Source organism: Rhodanobacter thiooxydans (genome assembly GCF_021545845.1).
Classification (GTDB): domain Bacteria; phylum Pseudomonadota; class Gammaproteobacteria; order Xanthomonadales; family Rhodanobacteraceae; genus Rhodanobacter.
Genome location: NZ_CP088923.1, coordinates 686,638 through 707,179 on the forward strand (window position 1 = coordinate 686,638; position 20,542 = coordinate 707,179).

Sequence of the window (20,542 nt, forward strand, 5' to 3'; positions counted from 1 at the left end):
TCAGCGCTTGCCGGCGCGCGCGAACGCGTCGGCAAAGGCATTGCTGGCCGGGGCGGGAGCCGGTTTGGGCGCGCCGCCACCCGGGCGCGGGCCGCGGTTGTCGCGCTGGCCGCCGCGGGTATCGTTGCCGGCGGCGCCCGCACGGCCGCCACGCGCCTGGCCCGGCTCGTCGTCCAGCCGCATGCTGAGGCCGATGCGCTGGCGCGGCAGGTCCACCTCCATCACCTTGACCTTGACGATGTCGCCGGCCTTCACTGCGTCGCGCGGATCCTTCACGAAGGTATGCGACAGCGCCGAGACATGCACCAGCCCGTCCTGGTGCACGCCGATGTCGACGAACGCGCCGAACGCGGCGACGTTGGTGACGCGGCCTTCCAGGATCATGCCGGGGCGCAGGTCCTTCAGGTCCTCCACGCCTTCGGCGAAGCTCGGTGCGACGAACGCCGGGCGCGGATCCCGGCCCGGCTTTTCCAGCTCCTTCAGGATGTCGCGCACGGTGGGTACACCAAATTTTTCGTCGGTGAACTGTTCGGCTTTCAGGCCGCGCAGGAAGGCGCTGTCGCCGATGATGTTGCGCACCTCGCGGCCGCACTGCGCGATGATCCGTTCGACCACCGGGTAGGCTTCCGGATGCACCGCGCTGGCGTCCAGCGGGTTGTCGCCGTTCGGCACGCGCAGGAATCCGGCGCACTGCTCGAACGCCTTGTCGCCGAGCCGCGGCACCTTCAGCAGCGCCTTGCGGTTGGCGAACGGGCCGTTCGCGTCGCGGTGCTTCACCACGTTCTCGGCCACCGAGGCGGACAGCCCCGCCACGCGCGAGAGCAGCGCGGCGGAAGCGGTGTTGACGTCCACGCCGACCGCATTGACGCAGTCCTCCACTTTCGCGTCCAGCGCGCGCGCCAGCTTGATCTGGTTCACGTCGTGCTGGTACTGGCCCACGCCGATCGCCTTGGGCTCGATTTTCACCAGCTCGGCCAGCGGGTCCTGCAGGCGCCGTGCGATCGAGACGGCGCCGCGCAGGCTCACGTCCAGCTCGGGAAACTCCTTTGCCGCCAGTTCCGAGGCGGAATACACCGAGGCGCCGGCCTCGCTCACCACGACTTTCGAGAGCTTCGCTTCGGGCAGCTTCCTGATCAGCTCGGCGGCCAGCTTGTCGGTCTCGCGCGAGCCGGTGCCGTTGCCGATCGCGATCAGGTCCACGCCGTGCTGCCGGCACAGCTTGGCCAGCGACACCAGCGATTCGTTCCACTGCCGCCGCGGCTCCAGCGGGTAGATCGTGTCGGTGGCCAGCAGCTTGCCGGTGGCGTCGACCACCGCGACTTTGCAGCCGGTGCGGATGCCGGGATCGAGCCCCATCACCGTCTTGGCGCCGGCCGGCGCGGCCAGCATCAGGTCCTTCAGGTTGTCGCCGAACACGCGGATCGCCTCGTCTTCGGCGCCTTCGCGTACGCGGCCGAACAGATCCAGCGTGAGGTGCAGGTGCAGCTTCACGCGCCAGGTCAGGCGCACGGTCTCGCGCAACCACGCATCCGCGGCGCGGCCGCGGTTGTGGATGTCGGCATGCGCGGCGACACGGCCTTCGCCCTCGGCATGGCCCTGCTCACTGTCCGCGGCGGGCGCGAGCTCGAGTTCGATCACGCCCTCGTTGCGCGCGCGCATCAGCGCCAGCAGGCGATGCGAGGGAATCTTCGCGATCGGTTCGACGTGATCGAAGTAGTCGCGGAACTTCGCGCCCTCGTTCTCCTTGCCCGCGACCACCTTCGCGCGGATCTGGCCTTGCGCCCACAGCCAGTCGCGCAGCTCGCCGACCAGGTGCGCGTCTTCGGCGATCGACTCCATCAGGATCGCGCGCGCGCCGTCCAGCGCGGCGCGCGCGTCGGCCACGCCCTTGTCCGCATCGACGAACGCTTCGGCGAACGCCTCCGGCGTGCGCGTGGGATCTTCGCGCAGGCCCAGCGCCAGCGGTTCCAGCCCGGCTTCGCGGGCGATCTGCGCCTTGGTGCGGCGCTTGGGCTTGAACGGCAGGTACAGATCCTCCAGCCGCGCCTTGGTATCGGCGGCGAGCAGGTCGGCCTTCAACGCATCGCTGAGCTTGCCGTGCTCCTCGACGCTGGCGAGGATCGCCGCGCGGCGCTCTTCCAGCTCGCGCAGGTAGCGCAGGCGTTCCTCCAGCAGGCGCAGCTGGGTGTCGTCGAGGCCGCCGGTGACCTCCTTGCGATAGCGGGCGATGAACGGCACGGTGGCGCCGCCGTCGAGAAGATCCACCGCTGCGCGCACCTGTTCGGTCTTGGCGGCGATGTCGTTGGCAATGCGTTGTTCGATGCTGAGCATGGGCGGTGATCGGTTCCTGGCGGCGTGGTGCGCCGGTTGAAAAAATGAAGCGACCGATGATACCAAGCGGCCGCGACGCTGCCGCCGCAGAAACGAGAACGGCGCCGCGGATCGACCGCGGCGCCGTGGTTGGAATCAACGCCAGCTCAGGCGCTGAACGAGTTGCGGCTGTCGGACGCCGACGGGTTGGGCTTGAACTCGCTGGCGCGGCCGTTCAGCACCAGGGTGCCGGCGATCATGTCGTGCAGGCCTTGCTTGCGCTGGGTCCAGGCGACCATCAGGAAACCGAGGCCCAGGATGATGGCGCTGAGGAACTTGGCGAAGTAGCGGCCCAGCGCGCGCGGGAAGCTGATCCGCCGGCCTTCCATGTCGGTGATGCGAATGCCCAGTGCCAGCTTGCCCAGCGTGCCCTGCCAGGCCGAGCTTTCGCATACGGTGAAGTACAGCACGCCGAGTACCACGATCAGCAGCATCGCCGGCCACATGGTGGCGTAGTAATGCATGTTGGCGGCCATCATGGCGTCCGGGTTGCCGACGGCGTCGAGGCTGGCCTGCTTCAGCGCCGCCTTGGCGTCGTCGCCGTCGAACGCCTTCTCGATCAGCATCTGCGGGATGTACAGCACGATCGCATCGAGGATGTAGGCGGCCACGCGCTTCCAGAAGCCGGCGTAGTCTTCCAGCGCGGCGGCGGTGGTCTGCGGCAGCAGCGGGGCGGAAGGCGCAGCGTAGGGATTGGCGCTTGTCGGCGGCGGCGCGGCCGCCACGTCGGGGAACAGCACCGACAGCGGCTGCCAGTCGGCCAGGCCTTCGTGCCAGGCAAGATCGTCGTGGCTCACCTGGCCGCTGCGCAGCCACTGGCGCACATCGTCTTCCTTGTACGGGCCGTGCCGTTCGCCGTCGCGGCCGATCCAGATTTCCATGCGTGCACTCCCCATGCCGGTGAAAGTGCGCATGATGCCATGAGCGGATTGCCGCGCGGAGGTCAGGCGGCGTCGCGGCGCTTCAGATGCACCAGCAGCAGCGAGATCGCCGCCGGGGTGACGCCGCTGACGCGCGCGGCCTGGCCGACCGTGGCCGGCAGCGCACGCTTCAGTTTCAGCAGCACCTCGGCCGACAGCCCGCGCACCTTGTCGTAGTCGAAGCCGACGGGAATCGCCAGCTGCTCGTGGCGGCGCTGGCGTTCGATCTCCCCGCGCTGGCGCTCGAGGTAGCCGGCGTATTTCACCTGCACCTCGACCTGGGCGGCGACGTCGTCGCGCGCCACCGTCGGCCCTAGTTCCGGTACGCCGGCGAGCTTCGCGTAGTCCAGCTCAGGCCGGCGCAGCAGGTCGATGGCGCTGGTCTCGCGGCTGACCGCGATGCCGAGCTGGCGCTCGACCGCGGCGCCGCGCGCATTCGCCGGGGTCACCCACAACGCGCCCAGGCGCTGCAGTTCGCGTTCGACCGCGTCGCGCTTGGCGCGCAGCGCGTCGAAGCGCGCCGGCGTCACCACGCCCAGCTCGAAGCCCTGTTCGGTGAGGCGCAGGTCGGCGTTGTCCTCGCGCAGGTGCAGCCGGTATTCGGCGCGCGAGGTGAACATGCGGTACGGCTCGATGGTGCCATTGCTGGTGAGGTCGTCGATCAGCACGCCGAGGTACGCCTCGTCGCGGCGCGGGTACCAGGGTGCCTTGCCGTGCACCGCCAGCGCGGCGTTGAGGCCGGCGACCAGGCCCTGCGCGGCGGCCTCCTCGTAGCCGGTGGTGCCGTTGATCTGGCCGGCGAAGTACAGGCCGGGGATCGCCTTCGTCTCCAGCCACGGCTGCAGGCCGCGCGGGTCGAAGTAGTCGTACTCGATCGCATAGCCGGGGCGGGTGATGTGCGCGTTCTCGAAGCCCTTGATCGACTGCACCAGCGCCAGCTGCACGTCGTACGGCAGCGAAGTGGAGATGCCGTTCGGATAGATCTCGAAGGTGTCCAGCCCCTCCGGCTCGATGAAGATCTGGTGCGAGGACTTCTCCGCGAAGCGCACCACCTTGTCCTCGATCGACGGGCAGTAGCGCGGGCCGACACCCTCGATCTGGCCGGTGTACAGCGGCGAGCGGTCCAGCGCGCCGCGGATGATCTCGTGGGTGCGCTCGCCGGTATGGGTGATCCAGCAACTGACCTGGCGCGGGTGTTCGTCGCGCGTGCCGAGGTAGGAGAACACCGGTGCCGGATCGTCGCCGGGCTGCTCTTCCAGGCCGCTGAAGTCGATGCTGCGCCGGTCGATGCGCGGTGGCGTGCCGGTCTTCAGCCGGTCGGCAGCGACCGGCAGCTCGCGCAGTTTCGCCGCCAGCGTGCTGGCCGGCGGATCGCCGGCGCGACCGCCGGCGTACTGCGCCTGGCCAATGTGGATCTTGCCGGCGAGGAAGGTGCCGGCGGTGAGCACCACGGCGCGCGCATCGAAGGCGAGCCCCATCTGGGTGACCACGCCGCAGACGCGGCCGTGCTCGATGATGAGGTCGTCCACCGCCTGCTGGAACAATTCCAGGTTCGGCTGGGTTTCCACCATGCGCCGGATCGCCGCCTTGTACAGCGCGCGGTCGGCCTGGCAGCGGGTGGCGCGCACGGCCGGGCCTTTCGACGCGTTCAGCGTGCGCCACTGGATGCCGGCGCGGTCGGCCGCGTGCGCCATCGCGCCGCCCAGCGCGTCGATCTCCTTCACCAGATGGCCCTTGCCGATGCCGCCGATCGCCGGGTTGCAGCTCATCTGGCCGATCGTCTCGATGTTGTGGCTGAGCAGCAGCGTGCGCGCACCGGTGCGCGCGGCGGCCAGCGCGGCCTCGGTACCGGCGTGGCCGCCGCCGATCACGATGACGTCGTAGTGGGTCGGATGGCGCATCAAACTGACCTGGGCGTGCAGAAACTGACGAAACGGGGCGCCATGGTAGCGCCATCAATGCCTTGCGGGCCGCGCAGGGTAGCTGGCACGCTTCCTGCTTCCGGGGAACCAGCACTTTCACGGGCAGACGCTGCGCGACCACGCGCGCCGAGGTCGAACGGACAGGGGTTCGATCGCGTACCAGGAAAGGAAGCAAGACGGCACCCCTCGGGGTGCCGTCGTCTTTTGCGCGGCCGGCAAGGGCCGTAAAGACGAAGCCCCGCGGTGATGGCCGCGGGGCTTCGTGCTGTTAGATCTGGCGCCCGGCGGTCTCAGGAACAGGGGGAATCCAGGATGACCGTGTTGCCGAGCGCCAGAAACCGTAAATCTGCTGGCGCCGCCCCATGGCGGCTGCCGTGGAACGTGGGGCGATATTCACCGCAAACGCGTGAACACGGGGTGACTGAAAAGGAGTTTTGTGCCCGATCGCGGCAGCAGATGACGTGTTGCGTCAGTTGTGTGATTGCCTGCCCAAATTCTCCGTGATCCAGCTCACATATGGCATGGCGGTTGCATCGTCTGCTTACCCACCCACCAGGGAAGTAATGGACATGAGCTTCGACTTCCAACCGGTTTATCCGCACCATGACTTGCTGGTCGAAATCGGCCAGGTCGAGATGGCCATCGACGGACTGAGCGAGCGCGACGACAGCGAGCGCGTGGAGCTGCAGCCGACGCTGGAGTCGCGCATGCAGAGCCTGCTTGAGGCGCTCGATCATCTGGACGTCTGAATGAGATACCCCGCCCGCGTGCATGGCGGCATCGCCGCGCATGCCAGGGCGACCCGGCGGGAGGGTGCAATGCGTCCGCCGCGGTTCAGTGGTTCAGCACGCTGTCGATGATCTCGGCCAGGTTGCGCGAAAGCCCGGGTTGCCGGGCCAATTCCACGATGGCCGCCTGCGCCGCCTCGCGCCGCCGCGGCTCCAACCGCTGCCAGCCGTTGAACGCCGTGGCCAGTCGCGCGGCCACCTGCGGGTTCAAGGCATCCAGCGCCACCAGCCGTTCGCCCAGCAGTCGGTAGCCGGCGCCGTCGGCACGGTGGAAACCGCTCGGGTTGCTGCGCACGAATGCACCCAGCAGCGACTGCACCCGGTTCGGATTCTTCAGCGTGAATGCGTCGTCGCGCTCCAGCTGTCGCACGCGATTCAGCGCTGGCTCGCCCGGCAACTGCGCCTGCACCGCGAACCACTTGTCCAGCGCCAGTGCGTTGCCGGCGTAGCGTTCGCGATAGTCGCGCAGCGCCGCGGCGGCCTGCGCAGCGCCGCTGCGCACCAGCACCGACAACGCGGCGAGACGATCGGTCATGCCGGGGGCGTCGCGGTATTGCGTGGCGGCCAGCGCGCCGGCACCGGTCGGGTCCAGCAGCGCCAGCAGTTCCAGCACGCGGCGCTGCAACCGGCGGCGCGCCTGGCTCGATGCATCGAGCTCGATGCCGGTTTGCGCGAGCAGCGCGAGGTACCGCCGCTGCAGGTTTTCCGCGCCCAGCCGCTCGGCCAGCTGCCGTTGCAGTGCCTGGCGTGATTGATGGATACGCTGCGGGTCGATCGCGGTTTCGCGCTCGGCCAGCTCGATCTCGCCGGGCGGGGTGAGCAGGTCGGCCAGCAACGCGTCGTCGACGGCGGCGCCGTCGAACAACCGCGCCAGTGCATCGCACCAGGCGTGCAGCGCGGCACCGGCGGTGCCGTCGCGCAGCTCCTCGTAGGCGCGTGCGGCCAGCTGCTGGCTGGCTTCCCAGCGGTTGAAGCCGTCGACGTCGTGGGCCAGCAGCAGCGCCAGCTCGTCCGGCGTGTAGTCGTACTCCAGGATCACCGGCGCGGAGAAGCCGCGCAGCAGCGATGGCACCGGCGCGGCGCCGACGTCGGTGAAGACGAAGTTCCGCTCGGCGCGGTCGAGCACCACCACCAGCTCGGTAACTGGTTTGGACGTCTGGCCGTCCAGATGCAGCGGCAGCATGTCGCCGTGCGGGGTGAACAGCGCCAGCTTGACCGGGATCGGCAGCGGCGCGCGGGGCTCCGCGCCGTGGCCAGCCGGGATTTGCTGGGCCAGGGTCAGCGTATAGGTATGGGCCGCTGCGTCGTAGTGCCCGTGCGCCTTCAGCCGCGGCGTGCCGGCCTGGGCGTACCAGGCGAGGTAGGGCGTGAGGTCGCTGCCGTTGGCCTCGCCCAGCGCGGCGAGGAAATCCTCCAGCGTGGCAGCGTGGCCGTCGTTGCGCTCGAAGTAGCGGTCCATGCCGCGGCGGAAGCCGTCCCGGCCCAGCGCACTGGCCAGCATGCGCACCAGCTCGGCGCCCTTCTCGTACACCGTGGCGGTATAGAAATTGTTGATCTCGCTGTACTGTGCCGGGCGCACCGGATGCGCCAGCGGACCGGCGTCCTCGGGGAACTGCGCACGGCGCAGCAGGGCGACATCCTCGATGCGCTTCAGTGGCGCCGAATTCATGTCGGCCGAGAAGCTCTGTTCGCGGAATACGGTGAGGCCCTCCTTCAGCGAGAGCTGGAACCAGTCGCGGCAGGTGACGCGGTTGCCGCTCCAGTTGTGGAAGTATTCGTGCGCCACCACCGCCTCGACGTGACGGTACTCCTCGTCGGTGGTCGAATCCGGCTCGGCCAGCAGGCACTTCGCGTTGAAGATGTTGAGCCCCTTGTTCTCCATCGCGCCCATGTTGAAGTCGTGGGTGGCGACCACGTGGAACACGTCCAGGTCGTAGTTGCGGCCGTAAGTCTGCTCGTCCCAGCGCATTGCGCGCTCCAGTGCGTCCATCGCGTAGTGGCAGCGCCCGATCGCGTCGGCCTCGGCCCAGATCTTCAACTGCACGGCGCGGCCGTCGGCGGTGACGTAGTCGCGCTCGATCACTTCCAGTCGGCCGGCGACCAGCGCGAACAGGTAGCTCGGCTTCGGGTGCGGGTCGACGAAGCGCGCCCAGTGGCGGCCGCCTTCCAGCTCGCCGGCGCCGTCCGGGTTGCCACCGGCCAGCAGCACCGGGAAGCGGGCGCGGTCGGCGCGCAGGGTGACCGTGTAGCGGGACAGCACGTCGGGCCGGTCGGGAAAGAACGTGATGTGGCGAAAGCCCTCGGCCTCGCACTGGGTCAGCAGGAAGCCGGTTTTGCGCGGGCCGGACAGGTACAGGCCTTCCAGCGCGGTGTTCGCCGCTGGGCGCAGCCGCACGCGGGTCTCCAGCACGCTGCCGTCGCGGACGCCGTCCACTACCAGCACGCTGTCGTCGTAGCGATATTCGCCGGCGGACAGCGTGCGACCGTCCAGCGCGATCACCAGCAGCTGCAGGTTCTCGCCGTCCAGCCGCAGCGGCGCGTCCTGCGCGACGTCGCGGCGCAGATGCAGGCGCGCGAGTACTTCGCTGGCGTCAATGCCGAGGTCGAAGTCCAGCTCGATCGCCTCGACCCGCCAGGCGGGGGCGCGGTAGTCGCGCAGGCGGATCAGGCTCGGGGTGGCGGCTTGCGGCAGTGCATGCATGGGATGGGCGCGGGAATGGGGACCGCTGAGGGTAACATGGGGTGTTGCAGACGCAGGAGAACCCCGTGGACGCGAAGCGTTATGCCGCCGGACAGGACCGCCTGGGCGAGCAGGAGATCGTGGTGCTGGCCGAGCCCGGTAGCGGGCGGTGCGTGCGCATCGCGCGCCATGGCGCGGCACTGCTCGATTTCGAGGTCGGCGCCGCCGGGTCGGTGCGCGACCTCGCCGACGGCTACCGCGATGCGGACGAAGTGACCGCCCGCGCGGGTTCGCGCTTCGCCATCATGGCGCCGTTCGCCGGGCGCATCGCCGACGCGCGCTACACCTTCGACGGCCACGCGCAGGATCTGCAACCCGGCGTGACCGGCGCCGCGCGGGCCAGCCGGCACGGCTTCGTGCGCGACGTGGATTTCGAGCTCGCCGCACTGGCCGCGGACGACGACCGCGCGCAGGCCACCCTGACCACCCGCGCGATCCGCCCGCAGCCCGGCTACCCGCATGCGATCGACCTCGCGGTGACGTTCACCCTGGATGCCGGTGGCCTCACCCTGGAGGCGTGCATGCGCAATGTCGGCGACCGCGCCGCGCCGTGCTTCTTCGGCTGGCATCCGTATTTCCACGTGGCCGACGGTGAGGTCGACGACTGGCAGCTGCAGATTCCTGCGCAGACGCTGATCCGCACTGGTGCCAACCTGATCGCGCTGGCCGGCGCGGAAGCGTATGTGGCGCTGGACGATGCGCCGGCGCTGGATTTCCGCGAGTCGCGGCGGATCGGTGACAGCATCATCGATCAGGGCTACACCGACCTCGACGTCGACGCCGACGGTCGCATCCGCACCCGCCTGCGCAACCCGGTCAGCGGTTTCGCCATCGCGGTGTGGCAGGAGCATGGCGTGATGCACGCGTTCACCGCCGACACGGTCAGCCGCGACGCCCGCCGCGCGGTCGCGCTGGAGCCGATGGAGTGCATGGCCGACGCGTTCAACCGGCCCGAGTGCGCCGCGGCGATCCGGCTCGAACCCGGCGCCGAGCGCCGCTTCCGTTGTGGCGTGGAGATCGAACCGTGATGGATGCCTTGCCCGATTTCGAGCAGATTCTCGATGCCGCCGCGCGCATCGCGCCGTACGCCAGCGTCACCCCGGTGCTGCGCGGCGCGGCGCTGGATGCGCTGGCCGGCGCGGAGCTGCACTTCAAGTGCGAGAACCTGCAGCGTGGCGGCGCGTTCAAGTTCCGTGGTGCCTGCAATGCGGTGTGGTCGCTTGACGATGCGCAGGCCGCGCGCGGCGTGGTCACCCATTCCTCCGGCAACCACGGCAACGCGCTGGCGCTGGCTGCCGCCACCCGCGGCATCGCCGCGCACGTGGTGGTGCCGGAAGGCGCGGTGCGCGCCAAGCTCGAAGCGATCGAGCGCGCCGGCGCCACCCTGCATCGCTGCGCGCCGACCCAGGCTGCGCGCGAGGCGATGTGCGCCGGGGTGCAGCGCGCCACCGGCGCCGAGTTGGTGCATCCGTATGCCGACATCCGGGTGATGGCCGGCCAGGGCACGCTTGCGCTGGAGCTGCTGCGGCAGGCGCCGGGACTGGACGCACTGGTCACGCCGGTCGGCGGCGGCGGCCTGGCCAGCGGCGTGGCGATCGCCGCGCACGGCCTCGACCCGGCGCTGGCCCTGTTCGCCGCCGAGCCGCTCGGCGCCGACGACGCGGCGCGCTCGCTGGCGCAGGGCACGCGGGTCACCACGGTGGTGCCGGATACGATCTGCGATGGCCTGCGCGCGCTGGTTGGCGAGCACAACCTCGACGCGCTGCGCATGCATCGCGTCGAGGTGATCACGGTCAGCGACGCGGAGACCGTCGCTGCGATGCGGCTGCTGTGGTCGGAGCTGAAGCAGGTGGTGGAAGTGTCCAGCGCCACCGTGCTCGCGGCGATCCTCAAGCAGCCTCGGCGCTTCGCCGGCAAGCGCGTCGGCGTGGTGCTGACCGGCGGCAACGTGGATCTCGACGCGCTACCCTGGTGAACCGACGGGTGGATCAACCCGGCGCCGACTCCACCAGGGTGCTGCCGGCCGGCGCGTCGCCGGCGTCGCTGCCGACCGCAGCGGGCTGGTGCTGCGCCAGCGCGTGCAGATCCAATTGGCCGACCGGAATCGGCGTGTAGTCCGCGCCGAACGCCACTTCGCCCGGCCGCCAGCCGGCGGGCTGGCGCACGGCGACCCAGAAGCGCTTCAGCGCAGCCCAGTGCAGCCCGATCAGGCCGTAGTTGTTGTCGGCGTCGACGATCGGATCGCCCACGCCGGTCGGCCGCGGCGGTTCGCCGTACAGCGCGGTGCCGAACAGCACGTCCCACACCGAGAGCACCTGGCCGTAGTTGCAGTTGTGCAGCGTCGGCCGCTCGGGATCGACCAGCATGTGGTGCAGGCGGTGGAACTTCGGGGCGACGAACACGCGGTCGAGCACGCGGCCGAAGCCCAGCCGGACGTTGGTGTGCGAGAAGTTCTGCACCAGTTCACCGAGCAGCATCAGCCAGGCGAACTCGTCCGGGTCCACGCCGATCACCAGGCCCACCGTGGCCAGGATCATCGACTGGATGAAACCATCCACCAGGCTGCCGCGATCGTTGGTCCAGCAGCTCATCTGGCGCGTGCTGTGGTGCATGCTGTGCAGCGCCCACCACCACGGGATCGCGTGCTGGGTGCGGTGCATCCAGTAGTACGTGAAGTCGTACACCACGTAGTACACCGCGAACAGCACGTAAGGGTGGTCGTTGAACCACGGCACCAGGTTCTTCAGCGCCAGCGGCGAGGCGCTGCCGGTGGCGGCGGCCGCATCGGCGCTGGCGAACAGGTGGCTGAACGGCATCAGCACCAGGTAGGTGAACAGCGGGAAGATGCCCAGCAGCATCAGCAGCGTGTAGTTGCGGTCGACCCGGGTGAGCTTGCGGTCCGTCCACTTTTCTGCGGGGAAGAAGGTCTCCAGCGGGCGGAAGATGAAGCCGATGATGGCGAGCTGCAGCGCCGCGATCAGCAGCGCGGCGGCGATGTCGCGCGGGTCGCCGGCCAGGCCGTCCAGGTGCAGCGCACTCAGCAGCGGGATGATCGCGTGGTCAGCCAGCCAGCTGACCAGAAAATTCCATAGTTGGGGCAGATCGAACATCGGCGCTTCTTCGGATTCGGCAGCGGACCAATCATATCGCCGTGCGATGGCGCGGACGCTGAATGCTCAGGAACGGCGCTTTGCTCCCACGCCGCTGACCGCGAACAGCCCGAGCAGCACGAACACGATGCCAACCAGCTCCATGGCCGAGGGCTGCTCGTGCAGGATCAGCCACGCCAGCAGCACGCTGACGACCGGCACGCCGAGGCTGGCCACGCTGGCCACCGTGGTCGGCAGCCGCTGCAGCACGATCGACCACAGCCACCAGGCCAGGCTGGAGGCCAGCAGCACGCTGTAGGTCAACCCGCCGACGAAGGCCCAGTTCCACTCGATCGCGCGCTCCGGCACCACCAGCGCGATGCCGCCGAGCGCGATGCCGCCCAGCAGCATCTGCCACGCGGTGAGGTTGAGCACTGACGACGCATGCCGCAGAAACATGCGCTTGCTGAGCACGGTGCCGGCCGCCCACGCGACGCCGCCGGCGATCGCCAGCGCGGTGCTCAGCGCACTGCCCATGGCGCGCCACGGTTCGATGATGCACAGCAGCCCGAGCGCGGCCAGCGCCAGTCCCAGCCAGTGCCGCGCCGTGGGGCGGTCGCCCAGCAGCAGCCAGGCCAGCAGCACCGCCCAGAACGGCATGGTGTACGCGAGCAGGGCGACGTGACCGGCACCACCGTCGAGCAGCGCCCATTGCTCCAGCCCCTGGAACGCGGTGGTCTGGCACAGGCCGATCAGCAGCGTGGGTCCCAGCGGCGGCGGCCGCAGCGATTGCCGCGACAGCAGCAGCGCGGCAAACAGCACGGCGGCGCCGAGCAGGTAGCGCAGCGCGGCGAAGTGGAACGGCCCGGCGTACGCCAGCACCTGTTTCATCACGACCCAGCTGTAGGCCCAGATCAGGATGGTGACGAGCAGCGCGGACAACGCGCCGCGGGATGGCGAGGGCGGCATGGGCGATCGGGACGGGAAGGGGCGACAAGTCTAGCGGCGTGGGTTAGCTTGTGGCGCACCCTTCGACCATCCGCCAGCCATGACCGGGACCGCCGAACTGCCACGCTGCCACTGGGCCGCCAACGGCGACGCGCTGATGCGCGACTACCATGACACCGAGTGGGGCGTGCCGCTGCACGACGACCGCGCACTGTTCGAGTTCCTCTGCCTCGAAGGCGCCCAGGCCGGCCTGTCCTGGCGCACCGTGCTGGCCAAGCGCGACAACTACCGCAGGGCCTTCCATGGTTTCGAGATCGCCCGGGTCGCCGCGATGAGCGATCACGAGCTGGAAAAGTGCCTGCTCGACCCGGGCATCATCCGCAACCGACAGAAGGTTTCGGCCACCCGCGACAATGCGGTAGCGGCACTCGAAGTGATCGCGCAGTTCGGCAGTCTGGACGGCTATCTGTGGTCGTTCGTCGATGGCCGGCCGCTGCGCAACCGCTGGCGCAGCCAGGCCGAGGTACCGGCCAGCACCGCCCTGTCCGATCGCATGAGCAAGGCGCTGAAGAAGCGCGGCTTCCGCTTCGTCGGCAGCACCATCTGCTACTCGCTGTTGCAGGCCACCGGCATGGTCGACGATCACCTTGTGGGTTGTTTTCGCCACCGGCAGGGGTGAGCGCGGCGCGCCGCGCATACGCAAGAACTTGCGAGACGCGGCGACGGCGACATGCCGAAATGTGCGCCCTTTCACAGCAACGGCATGAGCCTGAACGCCAACGGTACCGTGGACGAAATGTGTGCTGAACGGCACGCCGTGCGCACTTGTGAAAACTTCGTTCTCCGATGGAAGCTGCGCGGGTCCCGAGTCGGGCCGTGTGCGCCAACCCGCGCGCGGCGAACGACGTCGAGGCATCTGCACGGGCCGGCACGCCGCGAGCCGCATCCCGAAATCCATGAACGCCATCCCCGGAGGCACGCAATGAAATCACGTCATCTCATGCTCAAGCTGGTCAGTGCCGCGGTGCTCACCGCGCTGGCCGCCTCGCCGCTGCTGGCGCAAACCACCGGCACCACCGGCACCACGACGACTACGACCACGACCACCACCACCACCACGACCACCCATGAATCGGTGACGTTGAGCAACCAGTTCGGCACGTTCGCCGGTTCGACCACGAACTCGCAGGCGCTGGTGCAGGGGCTGCGCGATGGCACCGCGATCACGCTCACCGGGCCGGCGCCGACGACAACGACGACGGGTACCACCACCGGCACCACCACCGGCACCACCACGGTATCGACGACCTTCCAGCCGGCCACCGGCCCGATGGGCTACGGCAACGTGAAGATCGCCCTGTCGCTGGCCGAGGCCAGCCTGGCGAAGGCCGGCATCACCGATCCCACTGCCGCCGAGGTGGCTGCCGCACTGAACGGTGGCACCCTGGTGATGGCCGACGGCACCAGCATCGACCTGAAGGGCGTGCTGGCGCAGCGCGCCGCGGGCCAGGGCTGGGGCGAGATTGCCAAGGCTGACGGCTTCAAGCTGGGCGACGTGATGCGCTCACCGAAGGCGGCCGCCCACGGGCACGAACACGCGCATGTGGAGAAGGTCGAAGTGGCCAAGGTGCACGGCGTCGACCGTCCGCACAAGTCCGAGCAGGTGGCCAAGGTCGACCGCCCCGAGCGTCCGGAGCGTCCGTCCAAGCCCGAGCGTCCCGAGCACCCGAGCCATGCCGGCCGTCCGGGCGGCTGAGCCAACCTTCCACGTCGCCAGTCACCCCGCAGGCCCGGCGTGATGCCGGGCCTGCTGCCATATCTTCAATGACCCAAGGAAACCTTGACCCATGCGTAATGCACACCCCTGGATGATCGTCGGCGGACTGCTGCTGATCGGCGCGCCTGCGGCCCACGCCGCCACGTCGGACAGCGACCAGCTCAGCCTCACCGCCGGCGCCGACTACAGCAGCGGCAAGTACGGCACCAACACCAACACTGACATCTGGTCAGTGCCGGTGACGGCGGCGTACCAGACGGATCGCTGGACCTTCAAGCTCACCGTGCCGTACATCAACATCAGCGGTGCGAGCAACGTGATTCCCGGCGTGGGCAAGGTGAAGAACGGCAACCCGAGAGGGCGCGGTCACGGCAAGGGCGGCCTGCCTCCCATACCGGGCACCACGACCAGCAGCGGTTCGGCCTCGGGCCTGGGCGATGTCACCGCGTCGGTGGGCTACGAGCTGTTCACCAGCGCGGACCGCACGTTCGGGCTGGATCTCACCGGCAAGGTGAAGTTCGGCACCGCCGACGAGGACAAGGGCCTGGGCACCGGCAAGAACGACTACGGCCTCTCGCTCGACACCTACAAGGTGGTGGGCGACTGGACCGCGTTCGGCGGCGTGGGCTGGATGAAGTACAGCAGCTCGCAGTACATCCAGCTGCGCAACGCCTTCAACGCGAACGTCGGCGCCGAGTACAAGCTCAGCTCCAACGACGGCATCGGCGCGTACTACTACTACCGTGAGCGGATCGCCACCGGCGGCGCGTCGCAGAGCGAGCTGACCGGCTACTGGAACCACAAGTTCAGCAGCAACCTGCGCCTGCAGGCCTACGCGATGGGCGGTTTCTCCGACGGCAGCCCGGATTACGGCGTGGGCGCGTCGCTGAAGTACAGCTTCTGACCGGACCGGCGCCGTGCACGACATTGCACGGCGCTCCATGTCGGCGCGCGCTATTTGCGCCGTGAGCCGCGCAGCGAGTCGATCGAGAAAGTGGCGATTTCACCGCCGGGCACGCGGCGCGGCTGGCCCACCGGCGGGCCCCAGGCGTGCGCGCTGACCACTTCCCAAGTGGCCGGAATCCGCCCGTCTTTGCGCATGCTTTCGTACGCGGCCAGCATGCGCCGATAGCGCGCCTTGCCGGTCAGCCCGCGTGCGCGTGCGCGATCTGCGTTGGTGGCGCCCAGACCGCGCAATTCCTCCAGCAGCTTGCGCGGTTCACTGTAGGTGAGGGTGTAGCGGAACACGTCCAGTACCGGATCGCGCAGGCCGGCGTTGAGCATCGCGTCGCCGACATCGTGCATGTCGAGGAAGCGGCCCACGTGCGGCTGCTGGTCGGTTTCAGCCCAGGCCGCGCGCAATTCCATCAGGGTGTCCGGGCCGAAGCTGGAGAACGCCATGAAGCCGCCGGGCTTGAGCACGCGCATGCACTCGCCGAACAGCGCCGGCAGGTCGTCGACCCACTGGAAGCACAGGTTGGAATACAGCACGTCCACGCTGTGGTCGGCCAGCGGCAGGTGCGTCGCCTCGGCGCAGACGCGGCGGAACGGTTTCAGCCAGCTGCTGTGCTGCTTCGCGGCACGCAGCATCGGCAGCGCCAGGTCGAGCGCGATCACCTCGGCCTTGGGGTATTTCTGCTTCAGCAGCGCGCTGCCGCGGCCGGTGCCGGCGCCGACGTCGACCACGCGCAGCGGCGTTTCCAGGTAGAAGCCCAGCCGTTCGAGCAGGGCATCGCCCACCTCGCGCTGCAGCGCGTCGTGCTGTTCGTAGCTGGCGGCGGCGTGGCCGAAGTTGCGGCGCACGCGCTGTTGGTCGAGTTGGAAGTCGCTCATCGAACCTGCTCAAGGTGAGTGGGTGCCAGCAGCGGCTGCAGCGCCTGCGCCACCGCGTCGGCGTGGCCGAAGAACGGCGCGTGGCCGGCCTGCTGGATCTCGGTGTACTGGCCGCCGCACTGGCTGGCCGACCAGGCCATCGCCTGCGGCGGCACCAGCCGGTCGCGGCGGCCGCTGATCCAGGCGCTGCGTACGGCCAGGTCAGGCAGGGCGGCGCGACGGTCGCTGCTTTCCAGGATGCGGATGCCTTCCTGCAGCACGCGCAGGTCCGGTTCGCCGCGGGCGAACACCAGCTCGCGCAGGTGGCGCAGTTCGCCGCGCGGGTCGGTGCTGCCCATCGCCTCCAGCGCCAGGAAGCGCTCGATGGTGGCGTGGTAGTCGGTTTCCAGGTCGCTGGCCAGTTGGTGCACCAGCTTGTCGTCGCTGCCGTACGGCCAGCCGGCGTCGCGCACGAATTTTGGCGTGGCGCACAGCATCGCCAGGCCACGCACCTGCCGCGGCAGTTCCAGCGCGGCGGTGAGCGCGATGGTGCCGCCCAGCGACCAGCCCAGCCAGATCGCCGGTGGGGTGATGGCGGCGATCGCCGCGGCGCAGGCACGTGGTTCCAGTGGCAGGCCGCAGTCGCGCGAGCGGCCATGGCCGGGCAGGTCGACCACGTACATGGTGCATTGCGCTTCCAGCGCCTCGACCAGCGGCGTCAGCACGCCGCCGTGCATCGCCCAGCCGTGCAGCAGCACCAGCGGGACGGGGCCGTGGCCGCGCCGGTCGACGTACAGGCTCATGCCTCGCTCCAGTAGGGCAAAGCGCTTCTTGCGTTCGCCTCCTCTCCCCTCCGGGCGACCCTCAGGGAGTCCCCTTGCGGGTGAGAGGATCGAGGTGAGGGGTCGGGGCTTGCCAACGTGTGGTTCAGAGCACGCTCTGATGCTGGTTTCTCGGCAGCGTGTCCCCTCACCCCAGCCCTCTCCCCTCCGGGGAGGGGGAGTTTGCTTGTCGGGAGCAGATCGGGCCCCACGGCGCCGCGCCCGTCGAACACGAAGCAGTCGCCCTGCCAGTGCGCGCCGTCGGTCTGTTCGAGGTAGTTCAGGATGCCGCCGTCGAGCTGGTAGACGTGCTGCATGCCGAGGTTCCGCATGTGCAGCGTGGCCTTCTCGCAACGGATGCCGCCGGTGCAGTACGAGACCACCGTCTTGCCTGCGTAGCGCGCACGGTCGGCGGCGATCGCCGTGGGGAAACCGGTGAAGCTGGCCAGGCGGTAGTCGACCGCCTGCGCGAACCTGCCGGCGTCGGTCTCGTAGTCGTTGCGGGTGTCCAGCAGCAGCACCTCGCGACCGTCGTCGTCGCAGCCCTGGTCCAGCCAGCGCTGCAGGGTGGCCGCGTCCACCGCCGGCGCGCGGCCGCCTTCGGGGCGGATCGTGGGCAGGCGCATGGTGATGATCTCGCGCTTCAGGCGCACGCGCAGGCGGCCGAACGGCACCGTGGCGGAGAGCGATTCCTTCGGCGCGAGGTCGGCGAAGCGCGGGTCGTCGTGCAGCGTAGCCATGAAGCCGTCGATCTGCGCGCGGCTGCCGGCGAGGAACAGGTTGATGCCTTCCGGCGCCAGCAGGATCGTGCCCTTCAGCGCCAGCGCCTCGCAGCGCGCGAGCAGCCGTTCGCGCAGCGCGGGCAGGTCGTCCAGGCTGATGAACTTGTAGGCGGAGATGTTGACGATCGACATGCGGGGGCATCGGCGGAGCAGGCGGCGATTATACGTGGTCGCCGCCGGACGCCCGGGGCGCAGCTTGCAGACGCAGCGTTTCCAGCGCAGCCAGCAGCCGGTCGATGTGGGCTTCCTCGTGCGCCGCCGACAGCGTGATGCGCAACCGCGCCTGGCCGGCGGGCACGGTCGGCGGGCGGATCGCCGTCACCAGCAGGCCCTGTCGTTCCAGCGCCTGCGCCGCCGCCAGTGCAGCGTCGGCACCGCCCAGCAGCAGCGGCTGGATCGCGCTGGGCGAGGGCGCCAGCGGCAGGCCAAGCTCGGCTGCGCCGCGGCGGAAGCGGGCGATCAGTGCGGTGAGCTTTTCGCGTCGCCATCCTTCGGATTGCACCAGTTGCACCGCCGCCAGCGCGGCGGCGGCCAGCGCCGGCGGCATCGCGGTGGTGTAGATGTACGGGCGCGCGAACTGCAGCAGGCCGTCGATCAGCGCGGCCGGCCCGGCTACGAACGCGCCACTGCAGCCGAGCGCCTTGCCCAGCGTGGCCATCAGCAGCGGCACTTCGTGCTGGCCCAGATTCGCCGCGTCGAGGCTGCCGGCGCCGTGCGCGCCGAGCACGCCGAGGCCGTGCGCATCGTCGACCATCAAGGTGGCGCGCTCGCGCGCGCACAGCTGCGCCAGCTCGCGCAGCGGCGCGACGTCGCCGTCCATGCTGAACACGCCGTCGGTGGCGAGCAGCGCCGCCGCGTCGGGGTTCGCCGCCAGCTGGCGCGCGGCGGCGTCCACGTCGGCGTGCGGATAGCGCTTCAGCTCGGCGCCGCTGAGCTTGGCGCCATCGAGCAGGCAGGCGTGGTTGAGCTTGTCCTGCACGCAGGCATCATCGCGCGCCAGCAGCGCCTGCAGCACGCCGAGGTTGGCCATGTAGCCGGTGGAGAACAGCAGCGCTCGCTCGCGCCCGGTCCAGACGGCCAGCGCCTCCTCCAGTTCCGCGTGTTCACGGCGGTGGCCGCAGATCAGGTGCGCCGAGGTGCTGCCGACGCCTTCCTCGCGCGCGGCGCGGGTGAGCGCGGCAACCAGCTGCGGGTGCTGCGCCAGGCCGAGGTAGTCGTTGCTGCAGAACGACAGCAGGCGCTGGCTGCCGCTCTCCAGCCACGGGCCGTCGGCGTGGTCGATGGTGCGCAGGCGGCGGCGCAGCTGCGCATGTTCGCGCTCGGCGGTGTGGCCGGCGAGGCGTTGCAGGAGGTCGGGGCGGGGCATGGGTCAGTGTTCGGCGCGGGGTGAAGAGCACCCCCTCCTGACCTCCCCCTGCTGCGCAGGGGGAGGGACCGAACCAAAGCTGCGCGCTCTGCTCCCTCCCCTGCTCACCCCAACGGGGTGAGCAGGGGAGGGTCGGGGTGGGGTGCTCTTACGCTGCGGCACTGCAGCCACAACCGTGGCCGCAGCTGTTGGTTTCGCTGTCGACGATGTTTGCATGCACGGTGCCGGCGCTCTCGACCACTTCCATCGGATGCAGGTCGAGTCGGCGGAACAGTGCGCGATCGGCTGCCACGTCCGGGTTGCCGGTGGTCAGCAGCTTCTCGCCGTAGAAGACCGAGCCGGCGCCAGCGAAGAAGCACAGCGCCTGCACGGCGTCGTCCATCTGCTGGCGGCCGGCCGAGAGGCGCACGATGGACAGCGGCATCAGGATCCGCGCCACCGCGATCGCGCGCACGAACTCGAACGGATCGAGCTTTTCCGCGTTGCCCAGTGGCGTGCCGGGCACCGGCACCAGCTGGTTGATCGGCACCGACTGCGGGTGTTCGGGCAGGTTGGCCAGCGCCTGCAGCAGGCCGGCGCGCTGCTCGCGCGTCTCGCCCATGCCGACGATGCCGCCGCAGCAGGTCTTCAGGCCGGCGTCGCGCACCTGTACCAGCGTGACCAGGCGATCCTGGTATTCGCGGGTATGGATGATCTCGCCGTAGAACTCCGGCGCGGTGTCGAGGTTGTGGTTGTAGTAGTCGAGGCCGGCATCCTTGAGCTGCTGCGCGTGGCCGTCGCCGAGCAGACCCAGGGTGGCGCAGGTTTCCAGGCCCAGCTCCTTCACCGCGCGCACGATCGCGGCGACCTTGGGGATGTCGCGGTCCTTCGGGCCGCGCCAGGCCGCACCCATGCAGAAACGGCTGGCGCCGGCGGCCTTGGCAGCGCGCGCGCGGTCCAGCACCTCGTCGATTTCCATCAATTTCTGCGCGGCCACGCCGGTGTCGTAGCGCGCCGCCTGCGGGCAGTAGGCGCAGTCCTCCGGGCAGCCGCCGGTCTTGATCGACAGCAGGGTGGACACCTGCACCGCACTCGGGTCGTGGTGCTGGCGATGCACGCTGTGCGCGCGATGCAGCAGCTCGTTGAACGGCAGCGCGAACAGCGCGGCGACTTCCTCGCGCGTCCAGTCGTGGCGGATGGCGGCTTCGGGCATGGCGGGCTCCGTGGC

Annotated in this window: 17 protein-coding genes; 6 read left to right on the plus strand and 11 right to left on the minus strand. The window is 69.6% G+C overall.

Annotation, left to right across the window (positions count from 1 at the left end; all coding sequences use genetic code 11):
- The 3 genes from LRK53_RS02960 to mnmG all read right to left on the minus strand — a co-directional run bounded on the left by LRK53_RS02960 (nucleotide 1) and on the right by mnmG (nucleotide 5,191).
- On the minus strand, nucleotides 1-2,331 hold the full coding sequence (locus LRK53_RS02960; RefSeq protein ID WP_027493262.1) for a Tex family protein: 2,331 nt from the start codon (nucleotides 2,329-2,331) through the stop codon (nucleotides 1-3).
- A gap of 146 nt (nucleotides 2,332-2,477) precedes the next feature.
- The gene (locus LRK53_RS02965; RefSeq protein WP_027493263.1) at nucleotides 2,478-3,251 is read right to left on the minus strand and encodes an RDD family protein; all 774 of its coding nucleotides are present in this window, start codon (nucleotides 3,249-3,251) and stop codon (nucleotides 2,478-2,480) included.
- Nucleotides 3,252-3,313: 62 nt separating this feature from the next.
- Nucleotides 3,314-5,191 carry a tRNA uridine-5-carboxymethylaminomethyl(34) synthesis enzyme MnmG gene (gene mnmG, locus LRK53_RS02970; protein WP_027493264.1) on the minus strand — a complete coding sequence of 626 codons (1,878 nt, stop codon included), beginning with the start codon at nucleotides 5,189-5,191 and terminating at the stop codon, nucleotides 3,314-3,316.
- A gap of 590 nt (nucleotides 5,192-5,781) precedes the next feature.
- Here mnmG and LRK53_RS02975 point away from each other — a divergent pair.
- Nucleotides 5,782-5,961, plus strand: coding sequence for a hypothetical protein (locus tag LRK53_RS02975; protein WP_235605863.1), 180 nt, complete (start codon nucleotides 5,782-5,784; stop codon nucleotides 5,959-5,961).
- A gap of 85 nt (nucleotides 5,962-6,046) precedes the next feature.
- On the opposite strand, the gene pepN is transcribed toward LRK53_RS02975, so the two are convergent.
- Entirely contained in the window at nucleotides 6,047-8,701 is a 2,655-nt protein-coding gene (gene pepN, locus LRK53_RS02980) for an aminopeptidase N (RefSeq protein WP_027493265.1), read from the minus strand.
- A gap of 65 nt (nucleotides 8,702-8,766) precedes the next feature.
- Between pepN and LRK53_RS02985 the strand changes: the two genes are divergently transcribed.
- Both LRK53_RS02985 and LRK53_RS02990 read left to right on the plus strand, forming a co-directional pair.
- The gene (locus LRK53_RS02985) at nucleotides 8,767-9,768 is read left to right on the plus strand and encodes an aldose 1-epimerase (protein WP_027493266.1); all 1,002 of its coding nucleotides are present in this window, start codon (nucleotides 8,767-8,769) and stop codon (nucleotides 9,766-9,768) included.
- The gene (locus LRK53_RS02990; protein ID WP_027493267.1) at nucleotides 9,768-10,715 is read left to right on the plus strand and encodes a pyridoxal-phosphate dependent enzyme; all 948 of its coding nucleotides are present in this window, start codon (nucleotides 9,768-9,770) and stop codon (nucleotides 10,713-10,715) included. The genes LRK53_RS02985 and LRK53_RS02990 overlap by 1 nt, the downstream gene beginning before the upstream one ends.
- 13 nt (nucleotides 10,716-10,728) lie before the next feature.
- Here the strand turns inward: LRK53_RS02990 and LRK53_RS02995 are convergent, their stop codons facing one another.
- Nucleotides 10,729-11,850, minus strand: a complete 1,122-nt coding sequence (locus tag LRK53_RS02995) for a sterol desaturase family protein (protein WP_027493268.1) — start codon at nucleotides 11,848-11,850, stop codon at nucleotides 10,729-10,731.
- 66 nt (nucleotides 11,851-11,916) lie between these two features.
- A complete protein-coding gene (locus LRK53_RS03000; protein WP_027493269.1) occupies nucleotides 11,917-12,798 on the minus strand; it encodes a DMT family transporter in 882 nt (293 codons plus the stop codon).
- Nucleotides 12,799-12,877: 79 nt separating this feature from the next.
- Between LRK53_RS03000 and LRK53_RS03005 the strand changes: the two genes are divergently transcribed.
- The 3 genes from LRK53_RS03005 (at nucleotide 12,878) to LRK53_RS03015 (ending at nucleotide 15,458) form a co-directional block, all read left to right on the plus strand.
- The gene (locus tag LRK53_RS03005; protein WP_027493270.1) at nucleotides 12,878-13,456 is read left to right on the plus strand and encodes a DNA-3-methyladenine glycosylase I; all 579 of its coding nucleotides are present in this window, start codon (nucleotides 12,878-12,880) and stop codon (nucleotides 13,454-13,456) included.
- A gap of 303 nt (nucleotides 13,457-13,759) precedes the next feature.
- The gene (locus LRK53_RS03010) at nucleotides 13,760-14,533 is read left to right on the plus strand and encodes a hypothetical protein (RefSeq protein ID WP_027493271.1); all 774 of its coding nucleotides are present in this window, start codon (nucleotides 13,760-13,762) and stop codon (nucleotides 14,531-14,533) included.
- A gap of 91 nt (nucleotides 14,534-14,624) precedes the next feature.
- Nucleotides 14,625-15,458, plus strand: a complete 834-nt coding sequence (locus tag LRK53_RS03015; protein ID WP_027493272.1) for a transporter — start codon at nucleotides 14,625-14,627, stop codon at nucleotides 15,456-15,458.
- Between the two features lie 50 nt (nucleotides 15,459-15,508).
- Here LRK53_RS03015 and bioC read toward each other — a convergent pair whose 3' ends face one another.
- The 5 genes from bioC to bioB all read right to left on the minus strand — a co-directional run bounded on the left by bioC (nucleotide 15,509) and on the right by bioB (nucleotide 20,527).
- Nucleotides 15,509-16,387 carry a malonyl-ACP O-methyltransferase BioC gene (gene bioC / locus LRK53_RS03020; RefSeq protein WP_027493273.1) on the minus strand — a complete coding sequence of 293 codons (879 nt, stop codon included), beginning with the start codon at nucleotides 16,385-16,387 and terminating at the stop codon, nucleotides 15,509-15,511.
- The gene (bioH, locus tag LRK53_RS03025) at nucleotides 16,384-17,169 is read right to left on the minus strand and encodes a pimeloyl-ACP methyl ester esterase BioH (RefSeq protein WP_027493274.1); all 786 of its coding nucleotides are present in this window, start codon (nucleotides 17,167-17,169) and stop codon (nucleotides 16,384-16,386) included. The genes bioC and bioH overlap by 4 nt, the downstream gene beginning before the upstream one ends.
- On the minus strand, nucleotides 17,166-18,101 hold the full coding sequence (locus LRK53_RS03030; protein ID WP_027493275.1) for a sulfurtransferase: 936 nt from the start codon (nucleotides 18,099-18,101) through the stop codon (nucleotides 17,166-17,168). The genes bioH and LRK53_RS03030 overlap by 4 nt, the downstream gene beginning before the upstream one ends.
- A gap of 28 nt (nucleotides 18,102-18,129) precedes the next feature.
- The gene (gene bioF / locus LRK53_RS03035) at nucleotides 18,130-19,335 is read right to left on the minus strand and encodes an 8-amino-7-oxononanoate synthase (RefSeq protein ID WP_027493276.1); all 1,206 of its coding nucleotides are present in this window, start codon (nucleotides 19,333-19,335) and stop codon (nucleotides 18,130-18,132) included.
- Nucleotides 19,336-19,483: 148 nt separating this feature from the next.
- On the minus strand, nucleotides 19,484-20,527 hold the full coding sequence (gene bioB, locus LRK53_RS03040) for a biotin synthase BioB (RefSeq protein WP_027493277.1): 1,044 nt from the start codon (nucleotides 20,525-20,527) through the stop codon (nucleotides 19,484-19,486).
- Between the last annotated feature and the right edge of the window lie 15 nt (nucleotides 20,528-20,542).

Coding starts and splice junctions, on each gene's coding strand:
- LRK53_RS02960 (WP_027493262.1), bottom strand. CDS start 2,331: ATGCTCAGCATCGAACAACGCATTGCCAACGACATCGCCGCCAAGACC.
- LRK53_RS02965 (WP_027493263.1), bottom strand. CDS start 3,251: ATGGAAATCTGGATCGGCCGCGACGGCGAACGGCACGGCCCGTACAAG.
- mnmG (WP_027493264.1), bottom strand. CDS start 5,191: ATGCGCCATCCGACCCACTACGACGTCATCGTGATCGGCGGCGGCCAC.
- LRK53_RS02975 (WP_235605863.1), top strand. CDS start 5,782: ATGAGCTTCGACTTCCAACCGGTTTATCCGCACCATGACTTGCTGGTC.
- pepN (WP_027493265.1), bottom strand. CDS start 8,701: ATGCATGCACTGCCGCAAGCCGCCACCCCGAGCCTGATCCGCCTGCGC.
- LRK53_RS02990 (WP_027493267.1), top strand. CDS start 9,768: ATGGATGCCTTGCCCGATTTCGAGCAGATTCTCGATGCCGCCGCGCGC.
- LRK53_RS02995 (WP_027493268.1), bottom strand. CDS start 11,850: ATGTTCGATCTGCCCCAACTATGGAATTTTCTGGTCAGCTGGCTGGCT.
- LRK53_RS03000 (WP_027493269.1), bottom strand. CDS start 12,798: ATGCCGCCCTCGCCATCCCGCGGCGCGTTGTCCGCGCTGCTCGTCACC.
- LRK53_RS03005 (WP_027493270.1), top strand. CDS start 12,878: ATGACCGGGACCGCCGAACTGCCACGCTGCCACTGGGCCGCCAACGGC.
- LRK53_RS03010 (WP_027493271.1), top strand. CDS start 13,760: ATGAAATCACGTCATCTCATGCTCAAGCTGGTCAGTGCCGCGGTGCTC.
- LRK53_RS03015 (WP_027493272.1), top strand. CDS start 14,625: ATGCGTAATGCACACCCCTGGATGATCGTCGGCGGACTGCTGCTGATC.
- bioC (WP_027493273.1), bottom strand. CDS start 16,387: ATGAGCGACTTCCAACTCGACCAACAGCGCGTGCGCCGCAACTTCGGC.
- bioH (WP_027493274.1), bottom strand. CDS start 17,169: ATGAGCCTGTACGTCGACCGGCGCGGCCACGGCCCCGTCCCGCTGGTG.
- LRK53_RS03030 (WP_027493275.1), bottom strand. CDS start 18,101: ATGTCGATCGTCAACATCTCCGCCTACAAGTTCATCAGCCTGGACGAC.
- bioF (WP_027493276.1), bottom strand. CDS start 19,335: ATGCCCCGCCCCGACCTCCTGCAACGCCTCGCCGGCCACACCGCCGAG.
- bioB (WP_027493277.1), bottom strand. CDS start 20,527: ATGCCCGAAGCCGCCATCCGCCACGACTGGACGCGCGAGGAAGTCGCC.